The following is a 25051-nucleotide window of genomic DNA, read 5'->3' as shown; positions in this document are numbered from 1 at the left end:
TGATAGTGTGTGCTCACTTAAAATTTAACGTTGGCGCTTTGTTTTGTTCAGTTTTCAAAGAGCAATTTCGATGTCGTCTACTTCGTAAGCGACTTTTACATCTTATCATGTTTTCAACTCCGTTGTCAACATGTTTTTTTATTTTTTTTGTTTTGATGAAGCTGCGAAAGCTGATGTCCCGCAGCGACATGTATTAATATAACACCTATATTATTATTGGTCAACAATAAAAATGCATTTTTTAAAAGTTTTTTGATACACGATAAAACCGATGATATACCTCGTGCCCTTTTGTCTCCGCTTTGATGACATCGATTACCTTCTTCTCTATCAAATATTCCAATAAAACGCCTAGGTCTACTGAATAAAACTTAACTTCCGGATGCTCCATAAGCTCTGCAATCGTCCACGGATCTTCTTTCATTCCCATTATTTCGACCAAATGCTGTGAACCTGCATTCGTCCTCGAATATATAAGAAATTCGCTCGCAAGGAATAAAAGCTCCAATCTTTTTTCGAGCGTTTCCTCACTGCTGATCAATTCTTTATACAGCTTGTAAATTTCAGGTTCCATATGCTTCACTTGGTTCCAGACAGTAACCTCCGGATAAAAGCCCTGTTCTATTATCTCCAAACGGGCCAAATGATGCAGGGAATGAACGATATGATTGTATGCCTCAAGATGATGGCCTTTTTCAAAGAAGCTTTTCCCATCCATGTACCTGCGAATTAACTTCGCGAACTCCATCCCCATCTTTAACTTCCTTCCATAGAAGGGGAACTCCCGGATTTCGGTTTTCAAACGGTCCAGATATTCGTTCCGGTCAAAAAGGACCTTCCCGTTATATATCCAGTCAACCACTTTGCGGTTCGTGCCTAATAGGAGCCATTCTTTTAATTGGTCTTCCTTTACGATATGCAGGGCCGCCTTTTTATCCTGGTATGTGTAGTGTTTTAAAAACACGGCCTCTTCTGCTTCGTCTGCAATTACAAAAAGGATGTAGTCAAACGTATCGGTAATCGGGCTATTATCATCTCTTTTTTCTACTAACAAGATTCCAAGTGTAGATTTTAAACTTGCTCGCTCTTGATAAATCGGGCGAAGGATATCTTCCATCATAAATTCCTCCAAAACCTTTTTTTTAGATTTTCGACAAAACTCTTCAAATTCCTGCTTAGTTCCCTTACCCCAAACCATTTCAATTCAAAAGTAATATGTATCCTTTATTTCTTTTTTGTTCCATCCATTGTTTATGTTATAGTTAAAGTTATATTTTAGGAGGGACAATCCATGGCTAAATATTCTAGCAAAATCAATAAAATACGCACTTTTGCTTTGAGTTTGATTTTCATTGGCTTTATCGTAATGTACCTTGGGCTTTTCTTCAAAACACATCCTGTTGTCATGACGATTTTCATGGGGCTGGGCCTTTTATTCATAATCGCAAGCACAGGGGTCTATTTCTGGATTGGAATGCTTTCTACAAAATCGATCCAGGTTGTCTGCCCTAACTGCAGCAAACCTACAAAAATACTAGGACGTGTAGATATTTGCATGCATTGTGAAGAACCATTGACACTTGACAAAAAGTTGGAAGGCGAAGAATTCAATGAAAAATATAACCGGAAAAGCCTGCATGATTAAGTCGATTAGCTGAATTCCCTTTCACGAAGGCTTTAACAATTGTATCATTTCTTCATAAACATGAAAAAAAGTTCCAACCAAGTGGAGGAACTTTTTTTAATGCGATTCTTTTTTCGCACAATCCATACAGTCGCCGTAGATTTCCATCCGATGGTGACTAACATTGAAACCAGTGACTTGTGCTGCGAAATGCTCGACTTCATCCAATGCAGGATAATCGAAGTCCACAATTTTACCGCAAGTTTGGCAAATTACATGATAATGATTCGTCGTCACAAAATCAAACCTTGCCGAAGAATCCCCATACGTAAGTTCTTTTACCAAACCTACCTCGCGGAATACACGCAGGTTGTTATAAACCGTTGCCACACTCATATTCGGAAACTTGCCTTCCAGCGCTTTATATATATCATCAGCGGTAGGGTGGGACATGCAGCTTATCAAATACTCAAGTATCGCATGGCGTTGAGGAGTTATTCTTACACCGGTATCTTTTAAGGAATCCAACGCTTCTTTTAACTGAACTTCAGACACCGTCATCCACCTCTTTTTCTCATTAAGTATGCATTCTTAAATTATAATGTTTATAAATAGTGTACCTTTTATACGTTGAATTTGTCAATAATTCAATGGCTTAACCATTCTTTTTTAGTTTATTCATGAAGACTTGATTCTTTCCCATTTTTGCATTGAACTTAGTATCCCCTAGATAAGTCGATTACGTTGGTGAAGTCTTTTCCAGCTTTCAGGTATTCACGCATATTTTTTTCGAATATGGCAAAGGTCCTTGGTAAATATTCTCCGCTTTTACTTGAAAGATGCGGTGTGACTGTAACATTCTCCATCCTCCAAAACGGATGCCCTTTTCCTAAAGGCTCCGAATCAAATACATCCAAGATGGCATGAGACAATTCCCCGGCATCCAGGGCTTCGATCAGCACTTCATCTTTAATCAGGTCGCCGCGGCCAATATTCACGAATACTGCAGATTCTTTCATGGCTTTGAAGTGTTCTTTTTGCAGAAGGCCCTTCGTTTCATCCGTACTTGGCAGGACGGATACTATATAATCGGCTCCCGGTATGGCTTCCAATAAATGATCCAGGTCATACAGGTGATCAATGGATCCCACCGGTTTCCCGCTCCGGTTCACTCCTATCGTCTTCATCCCAAAGGCTTTCCCAAGACGAGCCACTTCCCCTCCTATTGCACCTACACCCAATACGAGCATGGTCTTGCCATTCAATTCCCCTACTTCAATCTTTCTATCCCACAATTCTTCCTTTTCATTCTTCATAAGCAGCTTCAATTTCTTTTCATATTGCAAAAGCATCCCTATCGTATACTCGGCCATCGGGATTTTATGTATGCCTCTTGCGTTGGTCACCATAATGCCTCGTTCCTCGATGGCTTTAAATGGCATTAGTTCCATCCCTGCACTCATGACCATGATCCATTTCAAGTTCGCTGCTTTCTCAATGATTTCTTCAGTTAAATCTTCACCATATGTAATTAAGATTTCCGCTTCACGAAGCGGCCCATCTTTCCATTCTTTTTGATAAATGAAGTTCAAATCAGGAAAAGCTTTCATCATTTTCATTTGGATACCTTCATTCGGAATGACAGTCGAAAGTATTAACATGTTTATCTCCCCCTTTTATTAACATAAAAAAACACGGGCTCTATGTGTCCCGCGCAACTTTCTCTGAGGAGGTATTCCCTTAATAAAGCATATTCGGGTGTCCCCTTTTTGAGTTGGACAAAAGCCTCATCCTTATTAAAAAAGGCTTTATTTTAAAGAATTTGGGTTTAATGCATGTAATTCCGGCAAAACAAAAAAGCCATCCCTTCTGATCAGGACGTCGTCGAAATAGATGTCACCGCCCCCATATTCCGGACGCTGGATCAAGACCATATCCCAATGTATCGATGACCGGTTTCCATTATCCGCTTCATCATAGGCAAGCCCAAGAGCCAAGTGCAGACTCCCGCTTATTTTCTCATCGAACAAAACATCGTCCATAGGTTCCAATATGTATGGATTGATTCCAATAGCGAACTCCCCTATAAACCGGGACCCTTCATCAATATTCAGAATTTGGTTCATTTCAAGATTACGATTGGAAGTCGCTTTAATGATTTTCCCCTTTTTCAAGTTTAATTCTATATCACTAAAGGTAATTCCTTCATAGGTTGTGGGTGTGTTGAAGGATATCCTTCCATTGAGACTATCTTTTATGGGTGCCGTAAATACTTCCCCATCCGGTAAATTCTTTTTTCCGGCACATATGACGGCCGGCATGCCTTTGATGGAAAAGGTCAAATCTGTCCTTGGTGAAACGATCCTGACTTTGTCAGTACGTTGCATCAAATGTTTTAACGGCTTCAAAGCCGCCTCCATTTTCCCGTAATCCATTGTGCATACGTTCAAAAGAAAGTCTTCGTATTTATTGAAGGTCATGCCGGCTTTTTGCGCTGCTGCCTTGGTGGGATAATTAAGTAAGACCCAACGTCGGTTGTTTACATAAAAAAGTGTAGGGGAATTCATGGCCTCCCCTTGGAGACGGTGCCTCTCGATGGGAACATCAGTCATTTCCGCATTGTTTTCTTCCCCAGTGATGATGATGACCGCATCGATATCCGTGTATTTCTTCAAGGCCCATTGTGAAGCTGTATCAAGCTGCTCCTTCACATTCCCTAGTAACAGGTGGCGGCTTATCTCATCGTCCTCGAGTTCCACATATGGATAAGCACCAACTCTGTATATTTCATCAATCAACTCTTTCAATAATGGTTTCGTGTTGATATGCCCCCGTATGAGGATTCTCTCTTTAGGCTGTAATTGTATCGAATGATGAACCAGCCTGGCTGCAAGCTTCGTTATCCTCTCATCCTTCATCTGCCTATCCCTTATTTTTCGAGTTCGCGAAGAGTTTCAAGCGCTTCTTCGACGTGGCCTTTAACCTTTACTTTTCGCCATTCTTTGACTACATTTCCAGCCTTATCAATCAGGAAAGTTGAACGTTCAATGCCCATATACTCCTTGCCGAAGTTCTTTTTCAATTGCCAAACATCAAAGATTTTAGCCGCTTCATGATTTTCGTCAGCCAGCAGCAGAAAAGGCAATCCATGTTTTTCGATGAATTTTTCATGACGTGCCGCTGGATCTGGGCTGATACCGAGGATGACCGCGTTCAATTCCTCGAATTGCTCATTATGGTCCCGGAAATCACAGGCCTCCGTCGTGCAACCTGGCGTCATGTCTTTTGGGTAAAAATATAATACAATGTTTTTCCCCTTAAAATCCGATAGGGAAACCATTTCACCATTGTTTGCAGGGAGTTTGAAATCAGGTGCTTTTTCTCCAATTTTAACAGTCATATTGAACCCTCCATTTCTTTCATTATGGTAAGAGTACCCAATAATCGAAAGAAACACAACTTTCATTTATCCTTCCTATCTTTCTGCTCCAGATCGATCACCGTACGAATCACGAACGCTGCCGGCAGTGTATACCCAATGAAGGCCTGAATGGTAGCTATCATCCTGCCCATGCCAATCGGGGCTATATCTCCATATCCTACAGAAAACATCGTCATCGCACTAAAATAAAAAGAAGTTTTCAATTGTTCATAGAAAGTCCCATCCAACCGATTGCCCATATCAAGAATCACCGAATGATTCTGAAGCTCGTATAATAAATATATCAGTGCAAATCCAACTAATATCGTCGCATATAAATTGCCAAGCCACAGCATATCCTCAAGAGAAAACTTCTTTCCTCCCGACTCAACAAGAAATAACGTACGAATGCTCATCACCATGCAAAAAATGATCCCTGCAATCAAGATGTAGAAAGTCATCCCCCACGCCCCATTTCAAAACGCCACTCCCTCTATACATACTCCCTGTCCAAACAATATATTCTTTTTAGGAATCAGCCTTATCACCGACAAACGCATTAAACGGAAACTTTCCCTAATCTTTTTTCCATGTTGACCCTTTTGGTCGGATATGTTAAGATTGTCTAAATTTTTATAATAGTTTTTATTTTATAAATCTTTGACCTGCGAACAGTTAACAAGGCAGGTTTTGCAAAATTTCATATGTGGAAATAGGTTCCTAATTTTCATTAGGATTAAAAGGGAAGTCCGGTGTAATTCCGGCACGGTCCCGCCACTGTAATGGGAATGTTAGCGTCAATCAATATGCCACTGATCAACGGATCGGGAAGGCCAGTCGCTAATGATATTCCCTAAGTCAGGAGACCTGCCTATTTCGACAACACTGTTTTAACCTACGGGAGATAGGGAGGTGTTAGGGACCTTATAATTGTAAGCGGCATTTTGCATGCCTCTTTATTTTAAGCATTTCTAACTTTCTTTTTTGACGGTTAGGAATGCTTTTTTTTGTTCGATCAATTGAATGTAGGAGGATGGGAATTTTGAAGAGCAGCAGTTTGGGTTACCCTCGAATCGGGGAAGATCGTGAATGGAAACGTACATTGGAAGCATACTGGTCAGGTAAAATCGATGAAGCGGAATTTACGGCACAACTAAAGGCAATCCGTTTAGGCAACTTACAAAAACAGAAGCAACGGGGCATTGATATCATCCCTGTCAACGACTTCACTTTCTATGATCAAATGCTGGATATGTCCGTCATGTTCGGTCTTGTTCCTGAACGTTATTCAGCTTATGAAGGAGGAAGAGTCCCCCTTTCCGTTTATTATTCAATGGCCCGCGGAAACAATGATGAAGTCGCTTCAGAAATGACGAAATGGTTCAATACGAACTATCACTATATTGTCCCTGAATTAAAACTGGCACATCTTACTTTAACAGAAAATAAACCACTTACAGCATATCGGGAAGCCAAGGAAAAGCTAGGGATCGAAACGAAGCCCGTTTTGATCGGACCTTATACTTTCCTCTCTCTTTCAAAAGGCTTCAATAAAGAAGAAATCCCTGGCATCATCCTGAGACTGCTTCCCCTATACACGCAAATCCTGCGGGAGTTGGAGCAAGAAGGCGTGAAGTGGGTTCAAATGGACGAGCCTTCCCTTGTTTCATCCATTTCCAAAGATGATATGCAAACCGTTACTTACCTCTATGAAAAACTGAATGAAGCAGCACCAAACCTGAACATCATGCTACAAACATACTTTGATGCCGTGGAACATTACCAAGAAGTCATCGAATTACAAGTCCAAGGGATCGGTCTTGATTTTGTACATGATAAAGGGAGGAATTTAAGTAATCTTGAGGCATTCGGTTTCCCGAAGGACAAAGTGCTTGCAGCGGGTGTGATTGACGGAAAAAACATTTGGCTTTCTGATTTATCCAAAAAAATCGAATTGATCGAGACACTTAAGAAACAGGTATCCGAGGACCAAATCTGGCTACAGCCCTCTTGTTCCCTGCTTCATGTCCCGGTGACCGTTCGTAATGAAACCGCCCTTTCAAAAGAAGTGAAAGAGGCCCTTGCTTTCGCTGATGAGAAACTTGAGGAAATCACACTTTTGGTCAAAGGGAATAATCAAGGCATTGAAGCAATCGCCGAAAAAGTCGATGTCAATAAATTTACGATTCAAACGTTAGCCAATTCAAATGTCCGAAATCACGGGGCTGTACAATCCAATGTCGAAAAGGTTAAAAACAGGACCGCCGGCCGTCAGCTTCCATTTAAAGACCGTTACCAAAAACAACAGGAATTTTTCAAATTACCTTTTCTCCCTTCGACTACGATCGGCAGCTTTCCGCAGACATTTGAAGTTAAACAAGCACGCAGGAAATTCAATAGAGGAGAATGGACAGCCAAGCAATATGAAACATTCGTTAACGAAGAAATCGGCAGGTGGATCGAAATCCAAGAAGAAATCGGTTTGGATGTTCTCGTTCATGGGGAATTCGAACGGACGGATATGGTTGAATACTTCGGTCATAAATTAGGCGGATTCGTCTTTTTAGAAAAGGGTTGGGTTCAGTCCTATGGATCCCGCTGCGTGAAACCGCCAGTCATCTACGGCGACATCCATTTCATCGAACCGATGACAGTCAAGGAAAGTGTATACGCACAATCACTGACGAAGAAGACGGTGAAGGGAATGCTGACAGGTCCTGTTACGATTTTGAACTGGTCTTTCGTCCGTGATGATATTTCCAGGGAGAATGTTTGCTATCAGCTGGCGCTCGCTTTAGAAAAAGAAGTCATTGCCTTGGAATCTGCTGGAATTAAAATGATTCAGGTTGATGAGCCTGCACTTAGAGAAGGTCTGCCATTGAAAAAAAGCGATCGCGACGAGTATTTGAACTGGGCAGTGAATTCATTCTTGATATCCACATCAAGCGTGGAGGATACAACCCAAATTCACACGCATATGTGCTATTGCGACTTCAACAGTTTCATGGATGTCATCTCCTCCCTCGATGCCGATGTAATTTCCATCGAAACATCCCGCAGTCATGGGGAGCTCGCTTCCGCATTCGAGGAAAAAACATATGAAAAAGGCATTGGTCTGGGGGTGTATGATATTCACAGCCCGCGTGTGCCGGCAGTGGAAGAAATGGTCGATATGATTGAACGGGGCATCAAGGTATTGGATAAAGACCAGTTTTGGATCAATCCCGACTGCGGCCTGAAAACAAGGGGTATCCCGGAAACCGTCGCTTCCCTGAAAAACATGGTCGAAGCAGCAAAAGTCGTCCGTAAAAACCTTTTAGTAAACCAGCAGGCAAATGATTGAAAAGAACGCTGCCCATCCAACACAGCAGTCACGGACTTTTTTAACCGACCTTGTTTTTCCACCGGATACAAATCATCATAATACCATCTTTGGCGGAAAAGTAATGGCCTATGTTGATAAAATAGCTTGCATTTCCGCTATGCGACATTGTCGAAAACCCGTTGTGACTGCTTCAAGCGACTCTTTTGATTTTTTGGCCCCCATCAAAACAGGGGACGCGATCAACCTTGAAGCTTATGTCACCTGTGCTCATCGCACATCAATGGAGGTATACGTGAAAGTGGAGCGAGAGAACCTATTAACAGGGGAAAAACAGCTTACGGCACGCGCTTTTTTAACGATGCTTGCCATTGATGAAGACGGTAAGCCGACAAACGTACCTCAGGTCATTCCGGAGACGGAAGAGGAAAAACAGCAATATGTTCAAGCCCAAGCAAGATATATCGAAAGAAAGAAAAAACGGAACTAAACAAAAACCCCTTCAACATGAATGCTGTTGAAGGGGTTCTTTCAGTTCCCTGCCCCGCGGTACCTCTTCACTCCCTGATTCCATATGAAAACGGATATCACGAAAAAGGCAACTCCAATTACAGGTGTGGCAAATGCATATGCATACCACTCTTCTTTTCTTAGGAAATAAGATGCCGGATAGACACCGACAAACGCGAATGGCAGCACCCATGTAAGGACAAAACGGATGACCTTATTATAAATATCAACAGGATAGCGCCCGTAGTTCCCGATATTGTACATCATTGGCATGATGGATGTTTTCGCATCCGACCAGAACCCAATGCTTGCTATCGCAACGAATATTGCTGCATAGGCAAGTGCCCCGCCTATTGCAAAAATGATGAAAAGAATCGGGTCATACCACGCAAGCTGAAGATCCAATGAAATCGCCGAATAGAATATAATGATCAAACCGGTCACAACACCAAATAACGCTTCAAGCTCGATTCTTTCTAAAATGACTTGAAACAGGCTATGTATCGGTCTTGTTAATATCCGGTCCATTTCACCTTTGACGATATAGCGGTCATTAAAATCCCAGATGTTGAAAAAGGCCGAAAAAAGGGCGAAAGGGATAAGGAAGAATCCATAAATGAATATGATTTCTTCACGACTCCAGCCGCTTAAAAATTGCGTATGTCCGAAAACGACCAAGATAAATACCAGATTCACGACCTGATTCAGCAGATCTGATAGGATTTCCATGAAGAAATCGGCTCTATATTGCAGTCTTGTCTTCATATATTGACTCACATATTGAAAAAACATCGATACATAAAACATCCCGTCAACCTCCTTGAATAATCAGCTGTTTTTTTGCGACTATCCATAAAAGCTGAATCGGTATTATGAGAATGATGCACCAAATTAACTGCTGTAAAAGCACCATGCCAATTTCGCCTGAACTGTAACCGTTCGTAAAAATCATGCTTGGTACATAGCTGATCCCTTGAAAGGGTAAATATTTCATCACTTCCTGCGCCCATATAGGATAGAAACTGATGGGCAGCAGCAGACCGGAAAATAAATCAATGATAACCCTTTTAGCGCGGATTAATCCGGCATTATTATATAAGAAAAAGGTAGTGATTCCCGTCAATAAATTAATTTGTGTATTGATGATGAAACTGAACAGCAAGGAAATGCCGAAGATCCCCCATACAGCCGGATCGCGCGGCAATTCAATAGGAAAAATGAAAGCTACCAGCAGCATTCCCGGAATCGAGAAGAAGAAAAAACGGAATATCCCTTCCCCAAGTCCTTGCATCGTTTTCATGCCTAAATAGTTATAAGGCCGGATCATCTCAATGGCAACCTTGCCGTCTTTAATCTCAGTGGCGATTTCGCGGTCAATATTATTGAAATAAAAAGCGCGCGCCATCCATGCAACCGCAACATAGGTTGTCATCTGCATGCTTGAAAGTCCTTCGATGGAGCTTTTTTCTCCATATATCGCATTCCATAAGAAATAATAAGCACCGATATTAATGCTATAAATTAAAATGCCGGTATAATAATCCGTTCGATACGCAAGCATCATTAAAAAACGCATGCGGATCATGGCAAGATACTTCCCCATGGCCCTCCCCCTTCTTGATAGACACGTTGTTTCTTAATGATAAGAGAGTCAGACAGTGCCTTCTTCGTAAATGTTGCGAACAATTTCTTCAATGGACGTTTCATGAATTTTGATGTCCTTTATTTTAAAATGAGATACGACAGCTGAAACAAGCTGTGAAATATGATCACTTTCTTCTTTCAACAAGGCAATGTATGTTTGATTTTTCTCATCATGAACCCAGTTAGCGGTAAATGGGAGCGGTAATGATTGCAATTCCTTCAATGCGATCGGCTCGATGAATTGAAAATGGATCTGTTTTTCCTCAGCCCAGTTATCTTTTAAACTCTGCAATTCCCCATCATAGATGATTTGCCCTTCATCCAGCATGATTACACGCTCACATAATGCTTCAATGTCCCCTAAATCATGGGTGGTCAAAAGGATTGTTGTATTATATTTCTCATTGATTTCTTTCAGGAACTCACGAATCTTCATTTTCACGAGCACATCAAGTCCAATTGTCGGCTCATCCAGGAACAGCAAAGGCGGATTGTGGATCAAGGCTGCCGCAAGCTCGCAGCGCATTCGCTGACCAAGCGAGAGTTTACGCACTGGTTTGTCCAGCAAAGGACCGATATCAAGCGTCTTGATGACATGTTCCATATGATCGTTATATTGTTCATCCGTTACCTTATAGACCTTTTTTAACAGCCTAAACGATTCTTGAACCGCAATATCCCACCAAAGCTGTGAGCGCTGACCGAATACGACTCCGATAGTCTGAGTGAACTTTTCCCTCTCTTTATGTGGATTCATGCCATTGACCGTGATTTCGCCTGCTGTCGGTTCCAAAATACCTGTCAGCATTTTGATCGTGGTCGATTTCCCTGCACCATTTTCCCCGATATAAGCTACCATCTCACCCTTTTTTACAGTAAAATTGATATCATTGACGGCAGGGACGACCTTATAATTTCTGGTAAGTAAATCCCGGAAGGCACCCTTTAGCCCTGAACGGCTTGATGCCGACTTAAATTCCTTCCGAAGCTGTTTCACTTGAATTGCATCACTCATCCTGTTACATCCTCCGTAATCTCTTGTCCTAATGAATTAGTTTATCCAAACCAACCTTTTTAGACAATAAAAATGCTTGGATGTCATCTACCATTTTCAGGGAGGGAATGGCCGTTGTACCAGATACATATATAAAGGAGACGAGTATGCTATGAATATCAAAAAATTATTACTATCCCAAATTGAAAAGGTCGTTTTCGATCTTCGATATGACTTCCTTTATGAAGATGAGTACGGTGAATTATTATGCCAGGTCATCCAAAGGGATTCCAGCGGTTCGATCGAAAGCACCCCCATCAGTTTCCACCTTCGCATTAATGAAGAGAAAGGAACCGGGCAGCTGATCTATTACCAAGCCAAGGGCGAAATGAACCGCCAATCCTTCGACATCGAAAATCCTGACACCATCTTGGCCATCCTCACTTTCATAGCAGGAGTTTTGGTATCCCCCCAAAAAAATGATGGCCCGAAATCCTGATTCTTCTGGGGGTGATGCGTTTCCACCAGGGTACGAATCACATTTCCTAGCCTACCACCCCAGATTTCCGGAGAGAAAAGTGCTATGATTAAGGGGAAATATGTTTATATTTATAGGAGGTTTTAAGATTGGATTTTAGAAATTCGGAGCTTTTACATAAAGAGGCATTAGAACATATCGTTGGCGGGGTTAACAGCCCATCACGTTCTTACAAAGCTGTAGGCGGCGGTTCGCCAGTTGCGATGGATCATGCCAAAGGGGCTTATTTCTGGGATGTTGATGGCAATAAATATATCGATTATTTAGCTGCATATGGCCCGATCATCACAGGGCATGCGCATCCACATATTACGGAGGCTATCGTTAAAGCAGCGGAATCCGGCGTTTTATACGGCACTCCGACAAAACATGAAGTCAAATTTGCCAAAATGCTGAAAGAAGCCATACCATCCATGGATAAAATCCGCTTCACCAATTCAGGCACCGAATCAGTCATGTCCACCATCCGTGTTGCCCGCGCTTACACAGGGCGCGATAAGATCATCAAGTTTGCAGGCTGTTACCATGGACACTCTGACCTTGTTCTTGTCGCTGCAGGCTCCGGCCCGTCCACTCTAGGTACACCGGACTCTGCAGGCGTTCCAAAAAGCATTGCACAAGAAGTCATAACGGTACCTTTCAATGATATCGGTTCATTTAAAGAAGCACTTGATAAATGGGGCAATGAAATTGCAGGCGTGTTGGTAGAACCGATCGTCGGCAACTTTGGAATCGTGGAACCAAGTCCTGGCTTCCTGGAAGAAGTCATTTCATTATCTCATGAAGCCGGATCACTCGTCATTTTCGACGAGGTCATCACAGCGTTCCGATTCATGTATGGAGGGGCACAAGACTACTTGGGGATTCAACCCGATTTGACCGCGCTTGGAAAAATCATCGGGGGCGGGCTTCCCATTGGTGCTTATGGCGGTAAAAAAGAGATCATGGATTCTGTCGCACCTCTGGGACCAGCCTACCAAGCTGGTACGATGGCAGGAAATCCGGCTTCCATGCTTTCCGGGATAGCTTGCTTAGAAGTACTTAAAGAAGAGGGGCTTTACGAAGAGCTTGACCGCCTGGGGAAAATCCTTGAAGAAGGTATCCTGAAAGCGGCTGGCCAATATAATGTTCCGATCACCATCAACCGCCTTAAAGGGGCATTGACGATTTATTTCACGACTGAAAAAATTGAAAACTATGAGCAGGCGGAAAATACGGATGGCGAAATGTTCGCCAAGTTCTTCAAACTCATGCTCAATCAGGGAATCAATTTGGCACCGTCCAAATACGAAGCCTGGTTCTTGACAATCGCTCACACGGATGATGATATCGCTTATACTCTAAAAGCGGTTGAACATGCATTCAAAAACCTAATATAATAAATCGAATCAGCATAATTATGCATTTTTTATACACCCTCAGGATGTACATCTATCTTGAGGGTTTCTTATTTCCCTGTAATAAATCTTTAATATTAGCATTTGAAGCCAATCCTCACAAAAATCCCATCAATCACAGCATCCATCCCATTGTATAAAAAATTGATTTCTGAATATTTAAATGATATGATATGGATACATTTATATACATTTATACACTTTCTTTCAATCTATCAAAACTTGGACTATTGTTCGGGTTTACTAATATTTCCCCCATTAAACACATGCTACAGGAGGTGAAAGGCAGAGAATAAGGGTAACCTTATTCAAGCCACAAATATGGCCCAACAATGGACACCTGCTACATTCAAAGAATTTCACAAGGAAGAACATGATGCCTGCGGAATCGTTTCCTGCATCGAAAAAAAGAAGATCCCTACTAACGAAAACATCTTTGCCTGTATCGACGCCCTGGTTAAAATGAACCATCGCTGCGGCTTCATCAATGGTGAGGGCGATGGCGCCGGCATCCATATCGATATTCCCCGGGCTCTTTGGAAAAAGAAACTTGAAGCGGCAAATGTCGATTCAGGCATCGTCGATCAAGATACCTTCATAGTCGGCCACTTATTTCTAAGCAAAAAAACAGAAGCGAACGACTTAAAGGTCGAAGTTAAGGAGAAACTGCTCCAACATGGTCTCTCATTGATATTCGAAACGGATAAAGCCTACCGTTCCGAGGCATTGGGACCGATTGCCATTCAAGAAGACCCAGTGTTCTGGCAATTTGCCTGTTCCTCAACCATCAATAACAACCAGGAGCTTTCAAATGTTCTTTTTGAGCTGACTTCCGACATCGAAAAAAGCGATTTCATCCATGTTGCCTCTTTAAGCCAGCATCATGCGGTATACAAAGTGATGGGTGCGGGGGATACGCTCCCTGCCTATTATCTTGATCTTGCCGATCCTTTGGCTGCCTCCACCATGACACTGGGACATAATCGTTTTTCAACCAATACTCTATCAAGCTTCTTCCGGGTCCAGCCTTTCAGCGTGCTTGGTCATAATGGCGAAATTAATACCATCGCCAAATTGCGTGATGAAGCGAAAATGATCGGAGTTCCCATCGCTAAAGATGGAAGCGACTCTCAGGATTTAAACAAGACGATCGAAACTTTCATCTGCCGTCATGGCTACTCTTTATTCGAAGCTGTCGATCTTATGTTTCCGCCAATCATCAATGAAATCAAGGAATATCCCGAGCACTTACAAGACTTATATACGTATTTAAGGGAAGCATGGGGTCATTTTGCACAAGGTCCGGCAGGCATCATCTCCCGTTTCGGCGATGAAGCCGTATTCTCTGTCGACTCTCTAGGCTTGCGCCCGCTTTGGAATATTGAAACGGAAACATCCTATATGTTCACTTCCGAACCAGGAATCATCCCTTCCAGTGAATATACCGGAGATCCGAAACCGATGGGTCCAGGGGAAAAAATCGGATTGAAATGGAACGGCGACCGAATTGAATTGTACACATACAAGGATTACCAGGATAAAGTGTTTGAACTATTCAATGATCGTTTCGTCCTTTCCAATGACCGAGTCCGCTTACAGCCACAGGTTTTTGAAAAGGTTGTCTCCATGACAAACACGCAAGCCATTCATAATGGTCAGTATAAAGCCTTTGGGTGGGAAAGGGAGCATGTCCAATTAGTGGAACAGATGGCCGAAAAAGGCGCTGAGCCAATTCGTTCACTTGGTCATGATGCGCCGCTGGCAGCACTTAATCCCCAACGGACCAACATTGCTGATTTCATTAAGGAAAGCGTGGCCGTTGTAACCAACCCGGCGATCGACCGGGACCGGGAAACCGAGCACTTCTCAACAAGGACGATCATCGGAAAGCGCCCTTCCCTATTCGAAGCGAATAAGGCAGGAAAGGTGACGGAGCTGCTGACTCCCTTATTGATCGAAGGATCAACGGGTTATGAGTGCTCATCCATCGTATCGCAGCCAAGCTATGACCAGTTCATTAAATATAACCAAGATCAAAAACTCGTGCACATCATTTCAAGCACATTCAAAGAGGATGAAAACATCACGGATGCCCTGACCAGGATTACGGATGAAAGTGTCAATGCTGTGGATGAAGGAAAAACGCTGCTCGTTCTGGATGATGCCCTTGCCCATCAAAACGGCAACCTTTGGCTTGATCCACACCTGGTCACTTCAGCCGTCGACCAAGCGTTGGTGCGTACAGGCAAGCGTCGTGATTGTTCCATCCTTTTACGTTCAGCATCGCTAAGGTCACTGCATGATATCATCGTTTCTTATGGTCTTGGGGCCAACTTAATCAGCCCCTATTATATGTTCCTTTCCTTATCTTCAGATGACCATAAGGGGGTTACCAATCTATATAACTCCTTGACGAAAGGGCTTGAGAAGGTCATCTCAACCATTGGCATTCATGAGCTGCGCGGCTATGGAAGACTTTTCTCAAGCATCGGTTTACATGAGGAAATCGCGAAATATCTAAATGTGGCTAATTTCTTCGGATCCAATGATCTTGACTATAATTTTGATAAAATCAAGGCAGATGCCATCCAGCGTGCAGAGGATTACGGCAATGAAAAAGAACGGATGGGGAAGACCTTCCATCTATTCCCTAGAATCTGGAAATCTATCGGGGAAGTTGCTTCAACAGGGGACTATGATGCTTATCGCGAAAAGATCACTGAACAGGAAGAATCCAATCCGACGACGATCCGCCACTTGACATCATTAAAAACTTCAGATGCTTCCGTCCCTTCTGAAGAAGTCAGCCTTTCGGTCGGTGAACAGGAATTGCCGTTCGTCATAGCCTCCATGTCCTTTGGATCACAAAATGAGATTGCTTTCCGGGCCTATGCAGAAGCTGCCGAGAGGCTAGGCATGATCAGCATGAATGGCGAAGGCGGGGAAATAAAGGATATGCTGGGCAAGTACCCGAAATCCCGCGGACAGCAAATCGCTTCCGGACGTTTCGGTGTCAATGCAGAACTCCTGAACTCTTCAAATCTATTGGAAATTAAAATTGGTCAAGGGGCAAAACCCGGTGAAGGCGGTCACCTTCCCGGTTCCAAGGTCACAGCGAAAATCGCAGAAGCCCGAAATGCTACAATCGGTTCCGACTTGATCTCCCCTTCCAATAACCATGATATATACTCAATTGAAGATTTGGCCCAGATGATCCATGAGCTAAAAACGGCAAATGACAAGGCAAAAGTTGCCGTCAAAGTACCAGTTGTTCCAAACATCGGTACGATTGCTGTCGGCGTCGCAAAAGCCGGGGCCGATATCATAACGCTTTCTGGTTTTGATGGCGGAACGGGTGCTGCCAGAATCCATGCACTCTCACATGTCGGCCTGCCAGTTGAGATAGGTGTGAAAGCGGCCCATAATGCACTGCTTGAATCAGGTATCCGGCAGAACGTTGAAATTTGGGCTGACGGTGGGTTAAAAAGCTCGATGGATGTTTTGAAGGTAATGCTGCTTGGGGCAAATCGTGTAGGCTTTGGGACCCTTTCGATGATTGCTGTCGGCTGCACAACGTGCCGCGGATGTCACCTTGATACCTGCCATGTGGGCATCGCCACCCAAATTGAATCGGAAGCTCAGGCGAAAGAACACGGGCTGCGCCGTTTTGTTCCACGTAAATTTGATTTAGCCGTACAGGGGTTAACGAATATGTTCAGTGCATTTGCAAAAGAACTCAAATCTTTGACCGGATCACTTGGGGTGAAGAATCTTCAGGATATCGTCGGGCGTTCTGATTTGCTGCAGCAAGTTAAAGGTCAACAATCATTGGATTTAACCTATTTATTAAAAAATCTGGATATAACACCGTTCTCGCATAAGGAAGCGGCGGCATATTTGAATGAAGGCTCCATGCAGGTAGCCGTTGGCGCAGAATATCTTGATTCGCATGTAGATGAACTGCAGCAATCCCGCAGCTATAGCTCGATTACATCCGAGCAGCGTGTACTCGGCAGCAGGGTCTCCTGTCACCGCGTTAGGGGCAGATTGGATGGGTCATACAAAAAACTTCCTCCCGTTCACCTATCCTACCAGGATGGTTCCATTCCGGGTAATGGACTTGGGGCATACAATACAGAAGGAATTTCAATCAGCGTGAATGGCGGTGCCCAGGATGGTATCGGTAAAACATCGATTGGCGGTAACATTGCCATCTTTAAATCTCCAGGAAAAGATGGGAAGTTCTACAATGGCTCTGTCGGTAAGGGCTTTGGTTACGGTGCACAGCATGGTCTCCTAATTGCCCAGGGTGATGCCGATGCCAGGGCGGGAATCCGGCTTTCCGGAGCGGATATGATCATTGGCGGATTATTGAAACAACCGCTTCCTAAAAAGGAACACGGGAATATAGCGGTAACATCCAATATTAAGGGATTCGCTTTTGAATACATGACAAATGGAAGAGGTTTAGTTCTAGGTGATCCCGGTCCATGGATTTGCGCAGGGATGACAGGGGGTGTCGTTTATTTACGGCAACAGCCTGAATCTGGATTAACCAAAGAGGTCATTAAGAAACGGGTTGCGAAAGGGGCAAAGATATCCATTGAATCCCTATCTGCAAAAGGCCTGCAGGATGTGGTTGAACTCCTTGGCAAATACACGGCCCTCTTGAAAGACCATGGCCAAACCGAAGAAGCGGCCTCTTTAGAGACACTGCTTCAGAATCCTGGAGAGCATTTCCTTCAGGTCGTTCCAGTTAAAGAACAGGCGGATCCTGCTGTATCCACGGAGTGATGCCCAAAATGTATATTAAAAAAGGCTGATGCTCTTCATTTCGAGCATCAGCCTTTTCCCGTCATATACCTCTGGGATCGTCTTCAAACGATTGAAAAACAATGCTGAAAGCAATCAAGAAATTGCTTAACGTTTCTTTATATATTAAACTTGATTTTAACTATTGTATCTCTTAGGAAAATCCTGTATATTACTTTTTGTTTACATCATCTTATTTTAGTGTAAAGTACTAACAAATAAGTTAGAATACAACCTAAAGCAAAGGCCTATATATTAATAGACCCTTTTCTTGCCAGACCCATTACAACACAAAGAAAGGATTAACCCATATATGAAGTTTGGTGCCCGCATTCTCAAAACAGGAATAGCAATTGTTTTAGCGCTTTACCTATCGCAACTGCTTAACCTTCCTGCTCCTGTCCTTTCTGGGATTGCTGCAATTTTTGCAATACAGCCGACCATTTACCGTTCATATCAAACGGTCTTGGAGCAAATTCAAGGAAATATCATTGGCGCAATGGTTGCTGTCTCCTTCGTTTTGTTGTTCGGAAATGATATTTTTATAATCGGTCTTGCCGTAATGGTTGTCATAACCATCAATTTAAAACTAAAAATGGATAAAACGATTGTCCTTTCCATCGTGACGGTCATTGCCATCATGGAAAGCCAGGACGGGGAATTCCTTAATTTTGCCTTTATTCGTCTCTCATCCGTTTTGCTTGGAATCGTTTCTTCGTTCATCGTGAATCTTGTTTTCATTCCTCCAAAGTACGAAGCAAAGCTTTATACACGCATTACAGATGTAACGGAAGACATCTTGAAATGGATCAGAATCAGCACAAGACATGCTACAGAACACACCTTATTGAAAAAGGACATCAGCCGATTGAAGGCGGAGTTACTCGATTTGGAACATATCTATTCCATGTACAAAGAGGAACGGGAATATTTCAAGAAGAACAGTGTTGCTAAAGCACGAAAGCTTGTCGTTTATCGGCAAATGATCATAACGACGAAAAAAGCGTTTGAAACCTTGAAGAGAATCCATAAATTCGAGAATGAAGTATATCAAATGCCTGAAGATTTCCAACGGAGCATCTTACAGCAGCTTGATTCATTGATCCGCAAGCATGAGCAGTTGATATTACTGCATATCGAAAAAATCAAGTCAATCGAGGAGATCGAAGATTGGGACCAGGATTGTTTAAGTCGTAAAGAGCTGCTCGCCCATTTTTTCGAACAGCAGAATCAAGTGGACGAAATGCATGATAACCTAGGCCACCTCTCTGCCCGCCTTGTACCATTGATTTCTGCAGTCATAGAATATGACGAACAATTGGAACACCTTGAAAAGCTGATCGTCAGCTTCCAGTCGTTCCATAAGGAAGATAACGAAATATCTGTCCAGTACGAAGAAGATTAAAAAAGACGGTTCCCGGGAACCGTCTTTTTTTCGTCTCTATTTAGAGCATGCCCTCATTCAATCATCCAAAAGGTTCTTATCAGCAGCCTTTTCAATCGTATCCAATTTCTTCAAAAGATCCTGCAGCTCATCTTCCGAGAATGAATTGAAGTTCTTGCCCATCAATTTGTTATGATCCGCAAGGACTCTCCCCAAAATCGCTTCCCCAGCTTCTTTCAATTCAAGGTTGATGACCCTGCGGTCCTTATCAGAGGGCTGCCGTTTCACATAATCCATTTCGACCAGCTTATCTACAAATACTGTAATTGCACTTGGCTTTACGGTTAAGAAGTCAGCCAGCTGGGTCGATTTAATCGACCCCTCTTTTTTCAATATCAATAAAATGAAAAACTGGGGCGATGTTAATCCATAAGGCTGAAGATTTTTTGCTACGATGGCCCTAAGCTTCTTCCTAATCCGAAAAATCTGCATCTCTATACTATTAGTTACTTCCCATTTAAATTCCAGCCTTCTCACTCCTTATATAGGACAATCCTACCTCTTAAATTTAATTAAATGGCATTCCAATGTCAACTTTACTTTCCATATATCCTTAAAACTTAAAAAAATTCAAATTTTTACTATTTCACTGTATTTATTTCCCACCATTTTTCCGAATAAATTACATGACAAAAAATAATTAAACTGGTAAACTCTTTACTTAATAATATTAATACTTATAAAAATTAATATTTATTAAAATTAATAAATAAACATTAGAATAGGAGGTTATTTCATTTCTAGCTAATGAACGTAAATAAAAAAAGGAACACATCATCAATATATTTTTGGAGGCGAAACAAGTGAATAGAGGACGTTTAGTTTTAATCAATGTCATTGGTTTGGTTATTATAATAGCGGCATTGGCCGGTGGGGCTTATTACTATTATGAAAGCACGAATTTCATTAAAACGGATGAAGCGAAAGTGTCAGGTGAGCTTTATACCATCGTTGCCCCCGCTGCCGGTAAACTAGCAGATTGGGACTTACACGAAGGAGACAGTGTAAGTAAGGGCGACAAAGTTGCCAATGTAACCACCCTAGATGGTAAAGAAGCGGTAAAAACCGCAGCACAAGGTACAATCGTTAAAACACAAGTGCATGATGAGCAGCTTGTTCAAGCAGGTCAAACGCTAGCACAAACCATCAATATGGAAGATCTGTCCATAACGGCTAATATTGAAGAAAATAAATTGAAGGATATCGAAAAAGGTGACAGCGTCGATATTATCATCGATGGAGATCCCGATACGGTCTTCGAAGGTACATTGGAACAGATCGGTTATGCTACAACGTCTGTCTTTTCAGTGATGGGCAATCAAAACAGCAGCGGGAACTATACGAAAGTCACTCAAAAAGTACCAGTCAAAATTTCCATCAAAGCACCATCCGACAAAGTTCTGCCTGGAATGAACGCAGAAGTGAAAATTTCGACTAAATAAACCGGCTACACAGTTATACAGAAAGGAGGCTTTTCTTTACATGGCTTCTCAAACCATCACAGTAAATGAAAACAAGGGAATGAAACAGTTTGCCCCCATGTTAATTATCCTAATGCTAGGTTTGTTCATGGTCATTTTGAATCAAACCCTGCTTAGTGTCGCCATGCCAAGGATGATGGCAGAATTCAATGTAGCTGCGACTACGATTCAATGGTTATCAACTGGATTCATGCTCGTGAATGGAGCCTTGATCCCACTTTCCGCTTTTTTAATAGAACGGTTTGGCACGCGCATTTTATTCCTGGCTGCCATGTTTCTATTCACCGTCGGGACATTCATCTGCGGCATCGCACCAAATTTCCCCGTCATCCTTACAGGCCGGCTGATTCAGGCTGCTGGCGGCGGAATCCTGCAGCCTTTGGTCATGACGATCATTCTTTTCATCTTCCCTCCGGAAATGCGCGGGAAAGGGATGGGGATCTTTGGACTTGCCATTATGTTTGCCCCTGCAATCGGCCCGACTTTATCAGGTTGGGTCATTCAGGAATATAGCTGGCGGGTCATGTTCTACGCAATGGTGCCATTAGGCATGATCGTCATGACACTCGCCTTTTTAAGTATGCGTAATGTAGCGGAACCAAGGAAAATCAAATTGGATTTGCTGGGTGCCTCTCTATCCTTGCTAGGTGTTGCATCATTACTATACGGTGTCAGTGAAGCAGGTTCCAAAAGCTGGACGGATCCAATTGTTCTGGGAACGATCATCATTGGGCTGATCCTTTTGACGCTTTTTGTTGTTCAACAGCTAAAATCGGAAACACCTATGCTCGACTTCCGTGTATTTAAGTATGACATGTTCGTATTATCCAATATCATTTCTGCAATCGTCACAGTGGCCATGTTTACCGGGATATTCTTATTGCCTATATATTTGCAGACTTTAAGAGGCTTCACACCAGTTCAATCCGGCCTGTTGATGCTACCCGGAGCCCTTGTGATGATGGTGATGTCACCCATTTCAGGAGCATTATTTGACAAAATCGGACCTCGTCCATTAGCACTAATTGGGTTGGCGATCACTGCCGTCACAACCTTCGAATTCGCTAAATTGACTACGGAAACAACCTATTCGACTTTGGTCATCATCTATGCCATCCGCGCACTTGGAATGTCTTTACTGATGATGCCGATCATGACTGCTGGGATGAATCAGCTACCTAAGCATTTGAATACACATGGTACGGCAATGAGCAATACGCTGAAACAAGTGACCGGAGCCATTGGTACGAGCTTCGTGACGACCATTTATACAACCCGTGCTTCTTTCCATGGAACTGCTTTAGGAACGGAAATGAGTACAAGTGATCCCGGTTTTGTTCAGAATTTCCAAACTATCGTTCAATCCATCATGACTTCGATGAATCAAACTAGTGAACAGGCACAGGAAACTGCCCTGTCGCTGATTTCTTCTCAAATCCAGGGTCAAGCAAATGTGATGGGAATCAATGATGCATTCTTTTGGGCAACAGGCTTCGCAATTGCAGGCATCGTTCTCTCACTATTTTTGCGCGACGTTCGGAAGGATAAAGCAATGAAACAAGCTAAACAAGAACCTTTGGATGTACCTTTGCTTCCTTCGCCAGTAAAAAAATCGGTTTAATTAAATGGAGGAATTAAAATGAAGATCTATGTTGTTTACGACAGTGAAGGTAACCATACGAAAGCACTTGCCGAATCAATAGCTCAAGGAGCCGCTGCGGTTCCTGGGGCTGAGGTTCTCATTGACCATGTAAACGAGGCGGATGTTTATAAGCTTCAGGAAATGGATGCGATCATTTGGGGCTGTCCCGGTCATTTCGGAACCATCAGTTCGAGTTTGAAAACATGGATCGATAAACTTGGGTATCTTTGGGCGGAAGGTGCGCTGATCAATAAAGTTGGTGCTGTGTTCTGTACCACGGCCACCGTACATGGCGGACTCGAGGCTACCATGCTGAACTTAATCACCCCTATGCTTCATCAAGGCATGATCATTGTCGGCTTGCCCGGCAATGTCCCGGAAAATGCCTTATATGGTTCCTACTATGGAGTAGGGATAAGCTGTCCGCCCAGTGTGGATGACAATATCACCAAAAATGACTTGAAGCTTGGAGAAGCATTAGGAAAACGGGTAGCCCATGTCACCCGTTCATTCATAAACGGGCTCTAGGAGGCTTGATTCAATGGGCATAATTCTAATTATCATCGTTGCCATATTAGCGGTTACGGGCTTGATCACATTCAATATCAAAGCCTTATCACCTGAAGGTAAGCCGACTGCAGTCGAGGAAGAGAATTCGTCGGAAGAGTCCGCTTTCCCGACTGCAGATGATTCCATTACTGAAATCATCTCCCCCACAGACAATGATGAATTGAAAATGAAAGATCAGGATTATCGTTTGGCTCTTTCCAAGCTTCATAAACAAAAACCAAATGATGAGCCGACTGCAGAAGAAAAGCCTGATATTCGCAAAATGAAAGACAAGGAATACCGTGGTACATTGGAGGACTTCCGACAGAATGGCGATTAAAACACCCCCCCATTAGGCTAATTTGCCATTTGGGGGTTTTGTTTTATATGCCATTGAATGGATCTTCTTCTACCTCTGCGGCCACCTTCAGCTTAGTGATCGACGTGCAGTCTTTAACTTTATTTTCTGGTTGACAAATATTCACAAAGACTTTAAGCTAAGGTAATGCAACGCATACAATTTGTTAAACTCAGCTTTTGTTGAGAGACGGAATTTTAAAAGGATTTCCTTTTTTCGTTCGTCACTTGCCTTTTTGGCAGGTGGCGATTTTTATTTTTATAGGGGTGAAAAATATGCAACTTTTGAAGTATTCCATAATGGTCTTAATCGGTTCGATTTCATATGGCACTTTATCCACCATGATGAAGTTTGGATTCATGGATGGCCATTCTTCTGGAGAACTGGTCGGCAGTCAATATCTTGTCGGTTGGCTGATTGTCTCCGTTATATTTCTCTTTTCGTTTAAATATAAAGTTTCATGGAGGAGTGCCGGATTACTTTTAATCACGGGCATGATGTCCACTTTCGTCGGAAAGGCATATGCCGTTTCCGTATCCGAGCTTCCCGCTTCGATTGCCGTAGTCTTTTTATTTCAATTTACCTGGATAGGCGTCCTAATTGAAAGCTTCTTAAATAAAAGACGCCCGGATAAAAATAAACTCATTGCCATTTTCGTTCTTTTCATCGGTACATTATTGGCAGGGGCAATCTTCGGTCAGCCTCTATCTGGCCTAAGCCTAAAAGGCGTATTGTTCGGACTATTGTCTGCATTGCTTTTTGCGCTGTATATGTACTGCAACTCTCAATTCGCGGTTGGGGAATCTTCCATGAAACGGCTGTTTTTCATTGCAACGGGTGGTATGCTGACTGCTGTATTCACAACTAACCCCGTCACACTTGTAACGAATCTTGTCCAAACGAACCTATGGTACTACGGTCTGCTGCTCGGCACATTGGGTGTTTTAGTTCCTTTCTTTTTCTTTGCTGTCAGTTTACCGAAAGTGGGGGTCGGGCTTGGAACGATTCTTTGTGCTGCGGAACTGCCTTCAGCGATGGTCGTTTCCGTCATCTTCTTGAATGAACAGGTAACGTCACTGCAATGGTTCGGAATGTGCTTGATCATCGTCGGCATCGCCTTGCCTGAGGGGATAAAGCATCTGCCGCATTTCCTTCCTGGAAAAAAAACGCTGCATGAAAAAAGGATTTCATAACGTGCATGCACAAGTTCGTATCAGAATAAAAAAGAAGGCCATTCCTGAAGTGAACCCAAAAAGTTAGACACTTTATTTACTTAGGCAGCCTTGAGGGCATGAACCCGGTAATCTACTGGGCT

Annotated in this window: 22 protein-coding genes and 1 riboswitch; of the genes, 12 read left to right on the top strand and 10 right to left on the bottom strand. The window is 42.8% G+C overall.

The window, feature by feature from the left end; all coding sequences use genetic code 11:
- Nucleotides 1–241: 241 nt before the first annotated feature.
- Nucleotides 242–1117 carry a nucleotidyltransferase-like protein gene (locus tag AC3WLU_RS25510; RefSeq protein ID WP_034305324.1) on the bottom strand — a complete coding sequence of 292 codons (876 nt, stop codon included), beginning with the start codon at nt 1115–1117 and terminating at the stop codon, nt 242–244.
- 174 nt (nt 1118–1291) lie between these two features.
- Between AC3WLU_RS25510 and AC3WLU_RS25505 the strand changes: the two genes are divergently transcribed.
- Entirely contained in the window at nt 1292–1645 is a 354-nt protein-coding gene (locus AC3WLU_RS25505) for a YgzB family protein (RefSeq protein ID WP_034305326.1), read from the top strand.
- A 96-nt stretch (nt 1646–1741) separates the two neighbouring features.
- Here AC3WLU_RS25505 and perR read toward each other — a convergent pair whose 3' ends face one another.
- The 5 genes from perR to AC3WLU_RS25480 form a co-directional block, all read right to left on the bottom strand.
- Nucleotides 1742–2185, bottom strand: a complete 444-nt coding sequence (gene perR, locus AC3WLU_RS25500) for a peroxide-responsive transcriptional repressor PerR (RefSeq protein ID WP_034305329.1) — start codon at nt 2183–2185, stop codon at nt 1742–1744.
- Between the two features lie 155 nt (nt 2186–2340).
- Entirely contained in the window at nt 2341–3285 is a 945-nt protein-coding gene (locus AC3WLU_RS25495) for a D-2-hydroxyacid dehydrogenase (RefSeq protein ID WP_492598139.1), read from the bottom strand.
- Nucleotides 3286–3432: 147 nt separating this feature from the next.
- The gene (locus tag AC3WLU_RS25490; protein ID WP_492598138.1) at nt 3433–4542 is read right to left on the bottom strand and encodes an aminopeptidase; all 1110 of its coding nucleotides are present in this window, start codon (nt 4540–4542) and stop codon (nt 3433–3435) included.
- Between the two features lie 11 nt (nt 4543–4553).
- Entirely contained in the window at nt 4554–5024 is a 471-nt protein-coding gene (gene bcp / locus AC3WLU_RS25485; RefSeq protein ID WP_063577854.1) for a thioredoxin-dependent thiol peroxidase, read from the bottom strand.
- Between the two features lie 62 nt (nt 5025–5086).
- On the bottom strand, nt 5087–5506 hold the full coding sequence (locus tag AC3WLU_RS25480) for a potassium channel family protein (RefSeq protein ID WP_034305333.1): 420 nt from the start codon (nt 5504–5506) through the stop codon (nt 5087–5089).
- Between the two features lie 236 nt (nt 5507–5742).
- A riboswitch (cobalamin riboswitch) is annotated at nt 5743–5934 on the top strand.
- A gap of 144 nt (nt 5935–6078) precedes the next feature.
- On the opposite strand from AC3WLU_RS25480, the gene metE reads away from it, so the two are divergent.
- Nucleotides 6079–8388, top strand: coding sequence for a 5-methyltetrahydropteroyltriglutamate--homocysteine S-methyltransferase (gene metE / locus AC3WLU_RS25475; protein WP_492598137.1), 2310 nt, complete (start codon nt 6079–6081; stop codon nt 8386–8388).
- A complete protein-coding gene (locus tag AC3WLU_RS25470) occupies nt 8381–8857 on the top strand; it encodes an acyl-CoA thioesterase (RefSeq protein ID WP_106028011.1) in 477 nt (158 codons plus the stop codon). Before metE ends, AC3WLU_RS25470 begins: the two co-directional genes overlap by 8 nt.
- Nucleotides 8858–8898: 41 nt before the next feature.
- On the opposite strand, the gene AC3WLU_RS25465 is transcribed toward AC3WLU_RS25470, so the two are convergent.
- The 3 genes from AC3WLU_RS25465 to AC3WLU_RS25455 are packed head-to-tail and all read right to left on the bottom strand — an operon-like array spanning nt 8899 to nt 11536.
- On the bottom strand, nt 8899–9684 hold the full coding sequence (locus AC3WLU_RS25465) for an ABC transporter permease (protein WP_053533803.1): 786 nt from the start codon (nt 9682–9684) through the stop codon (nt 8899–8901).
- A gap of 4 nt (nt 9685–9688) precedes the next feature.
- Nucleotides 9689–10480, bottom strand: coding sequence for an ABC transporter permease (locus tag AC3WLU_RS25460; protein WP_413001259.1), 792 nt, complete (start codon nt 10478–10480; stop codon nt 9689–9691).
- Nucleotides 10481–10528: 48 nt separating this feature from the next.
- Nucleotides 10529–11536: an ABC transporter ATP-binding protein gene (locus AC3WLU_RS25455; protein ID WP_063577335.1), complete on the bottom strand. Its 1008-nt coding sequence runs from the start codon at nt 11534–11536 to the stop codon at nt 10529–10531.
- Nucleotides 11537–11687: 151 nt separating this feature from the next.
- Between AC3WLU_RS25455 and AC3WLU_RS25450 the strand changes: the two genes are divergently transcribed.
- From AC3WLU_RS25450 to AC3WLU_RS25435, 4 genes are all read left to right on the top strand, one after another.
- On the top strand, nt 11688–12014 hold the full coding sequence (locus AC3WLU_RS25450; protein WP_400450506.1) for a hypothetical protein: 327 nt from the start codon (nt 11688–11690) through the stop codon (nt 12012–12014).
- 128 nt (nt 12015–12142) lie between these two features.
- On the top strand, nt 12143–13432 hold the full coding sequence (locus AC3WLU_RS25445; protein ID WP_492598136.1) for a glutamate-1-semialdehyde 2,1-aminomutase: 1290 nt from the start codon (nt 12143–12145) through the stop codon (nt 13430–13432).
- Between the two features lie 339 nt (nt 13433–13771).
- Nucleotides 13772–18244 carry a glutamate synthase-related protein gene (locus tag AC3WLU_RS25440; protein WP_475469928.1) on the top strand — a complete coding sequence of 1491 codons (4473 nt, stop codon included), beginning with the start codon at nt 13772–13774 and terminating at the stop codon, nt 18242–18244.
- Nucleotides 18245–18575: 331 nt separating this feature from the next.
- The gene (locus AC3WLU_RS25435) at nt 18576–19667 is read left to right on the top strand and encodes an FUSC family protein (protein ID WP_440440201.1); all 1092 of its coding nucleotides are present in this window, start codon (nt 18576–18578) and stop codon (nt 19665–19667) included.
- Nucleotides 19668–19724: 57 nt separating this feature from the next.
- Here AC3WLU_RS25435 and AC3WLU_RS25430 read toward each other — a convergent pair whose 3' ends face one another.
- Nucleotides 19725–20183 carry a MarR family winged helix-turn-helix transcriptional regulator gene (locus tag AC3WLU_RS25430; protein WP_082196714.1) on the bottom strand — a complete coding sequence of 153 codons (459 nt, stop codon included), beginning with the start codon at nt 20181–20183 and terminating at the stop codon, nt 19725–19727.
- A gap of 326 nt (nt 20184–20509) precedes the next feature.
- On the opposite strand from AC3WLU_RS25430, the gene AC3WLU_RS25425 reads away from it, so the two are divergent.
- The 5 genes from AC3WLU_RS25425 to AC3WLU_RS25405 all read left to right on the top strand — a co-directional run bounded on the left by AC3WLU_RS25425 (nt 20510) and on the right by AC3WLU_RS25405 (nt 24929).
- Nucleotides 20510–21148, top strand: coding sequence for a biotin/lipoyl-containing protein (locus AC3WLU_RS25425; protein ID WP_145506676.1), 639 nt, complete (start codon nt 20510–20512; stop codon nt 21146–21148).
- A gap of 55 nt (nt 21149–21203) precedes the next feature.
- Nucleotides 21204–22808 (top strand): DHA2 family efflux MFS transporter permease subunit, encoded by a 1605-nt coding sequence (locus tag AC3WLU_RS25420; RefSeq protein WP_372464644.1) that lies wholly within the window; start codon nt 21204–21206, stop codon nt 22806–22808.
- 18 nt (nt 22809–22826) lie between these two features.
- Nucleotides 22827–23357, top strand: a complete 531-nt coding sequence (locus tag AC3WLU_RS25415; protein ID WP_492598135.1) for an NAD(P)H-dependent oxidoreductase — start codon at nt 22827–22829, stop codon at nt 23355–23357.
- A gap of 13 nt (nt 23358–23370) precedes the next feature.
- Nucleotides 23371–23718 (top strand): hypothetical protein, encoded by a 348-nt coding sequence (locus AC3WLU_RS25410; protein ID WP_336059238.1) that lies wholly within the window; start codon nt 23371–23373, stop codon nt 23716–23718.
- Between the two features lie 293 nt (nt 23719–24011).
- Entirely contained in the window at nt 24012–24929 is a 918-nt protein-coding gene (locus tag AC3WLU_RS25405; protein WP_413001270.1) for an EamA family transporter, read from the top strand.
- The last annotated feature ends 122 nt before the right edge of the window (nt 24930–25051 follow it).

The organism is Peribacillus sp. FW305-BF15 (assembly GCF_058783805.1).
This window is presented reverse-complemented; position numbering and strand designations above follow the sequence as displayed.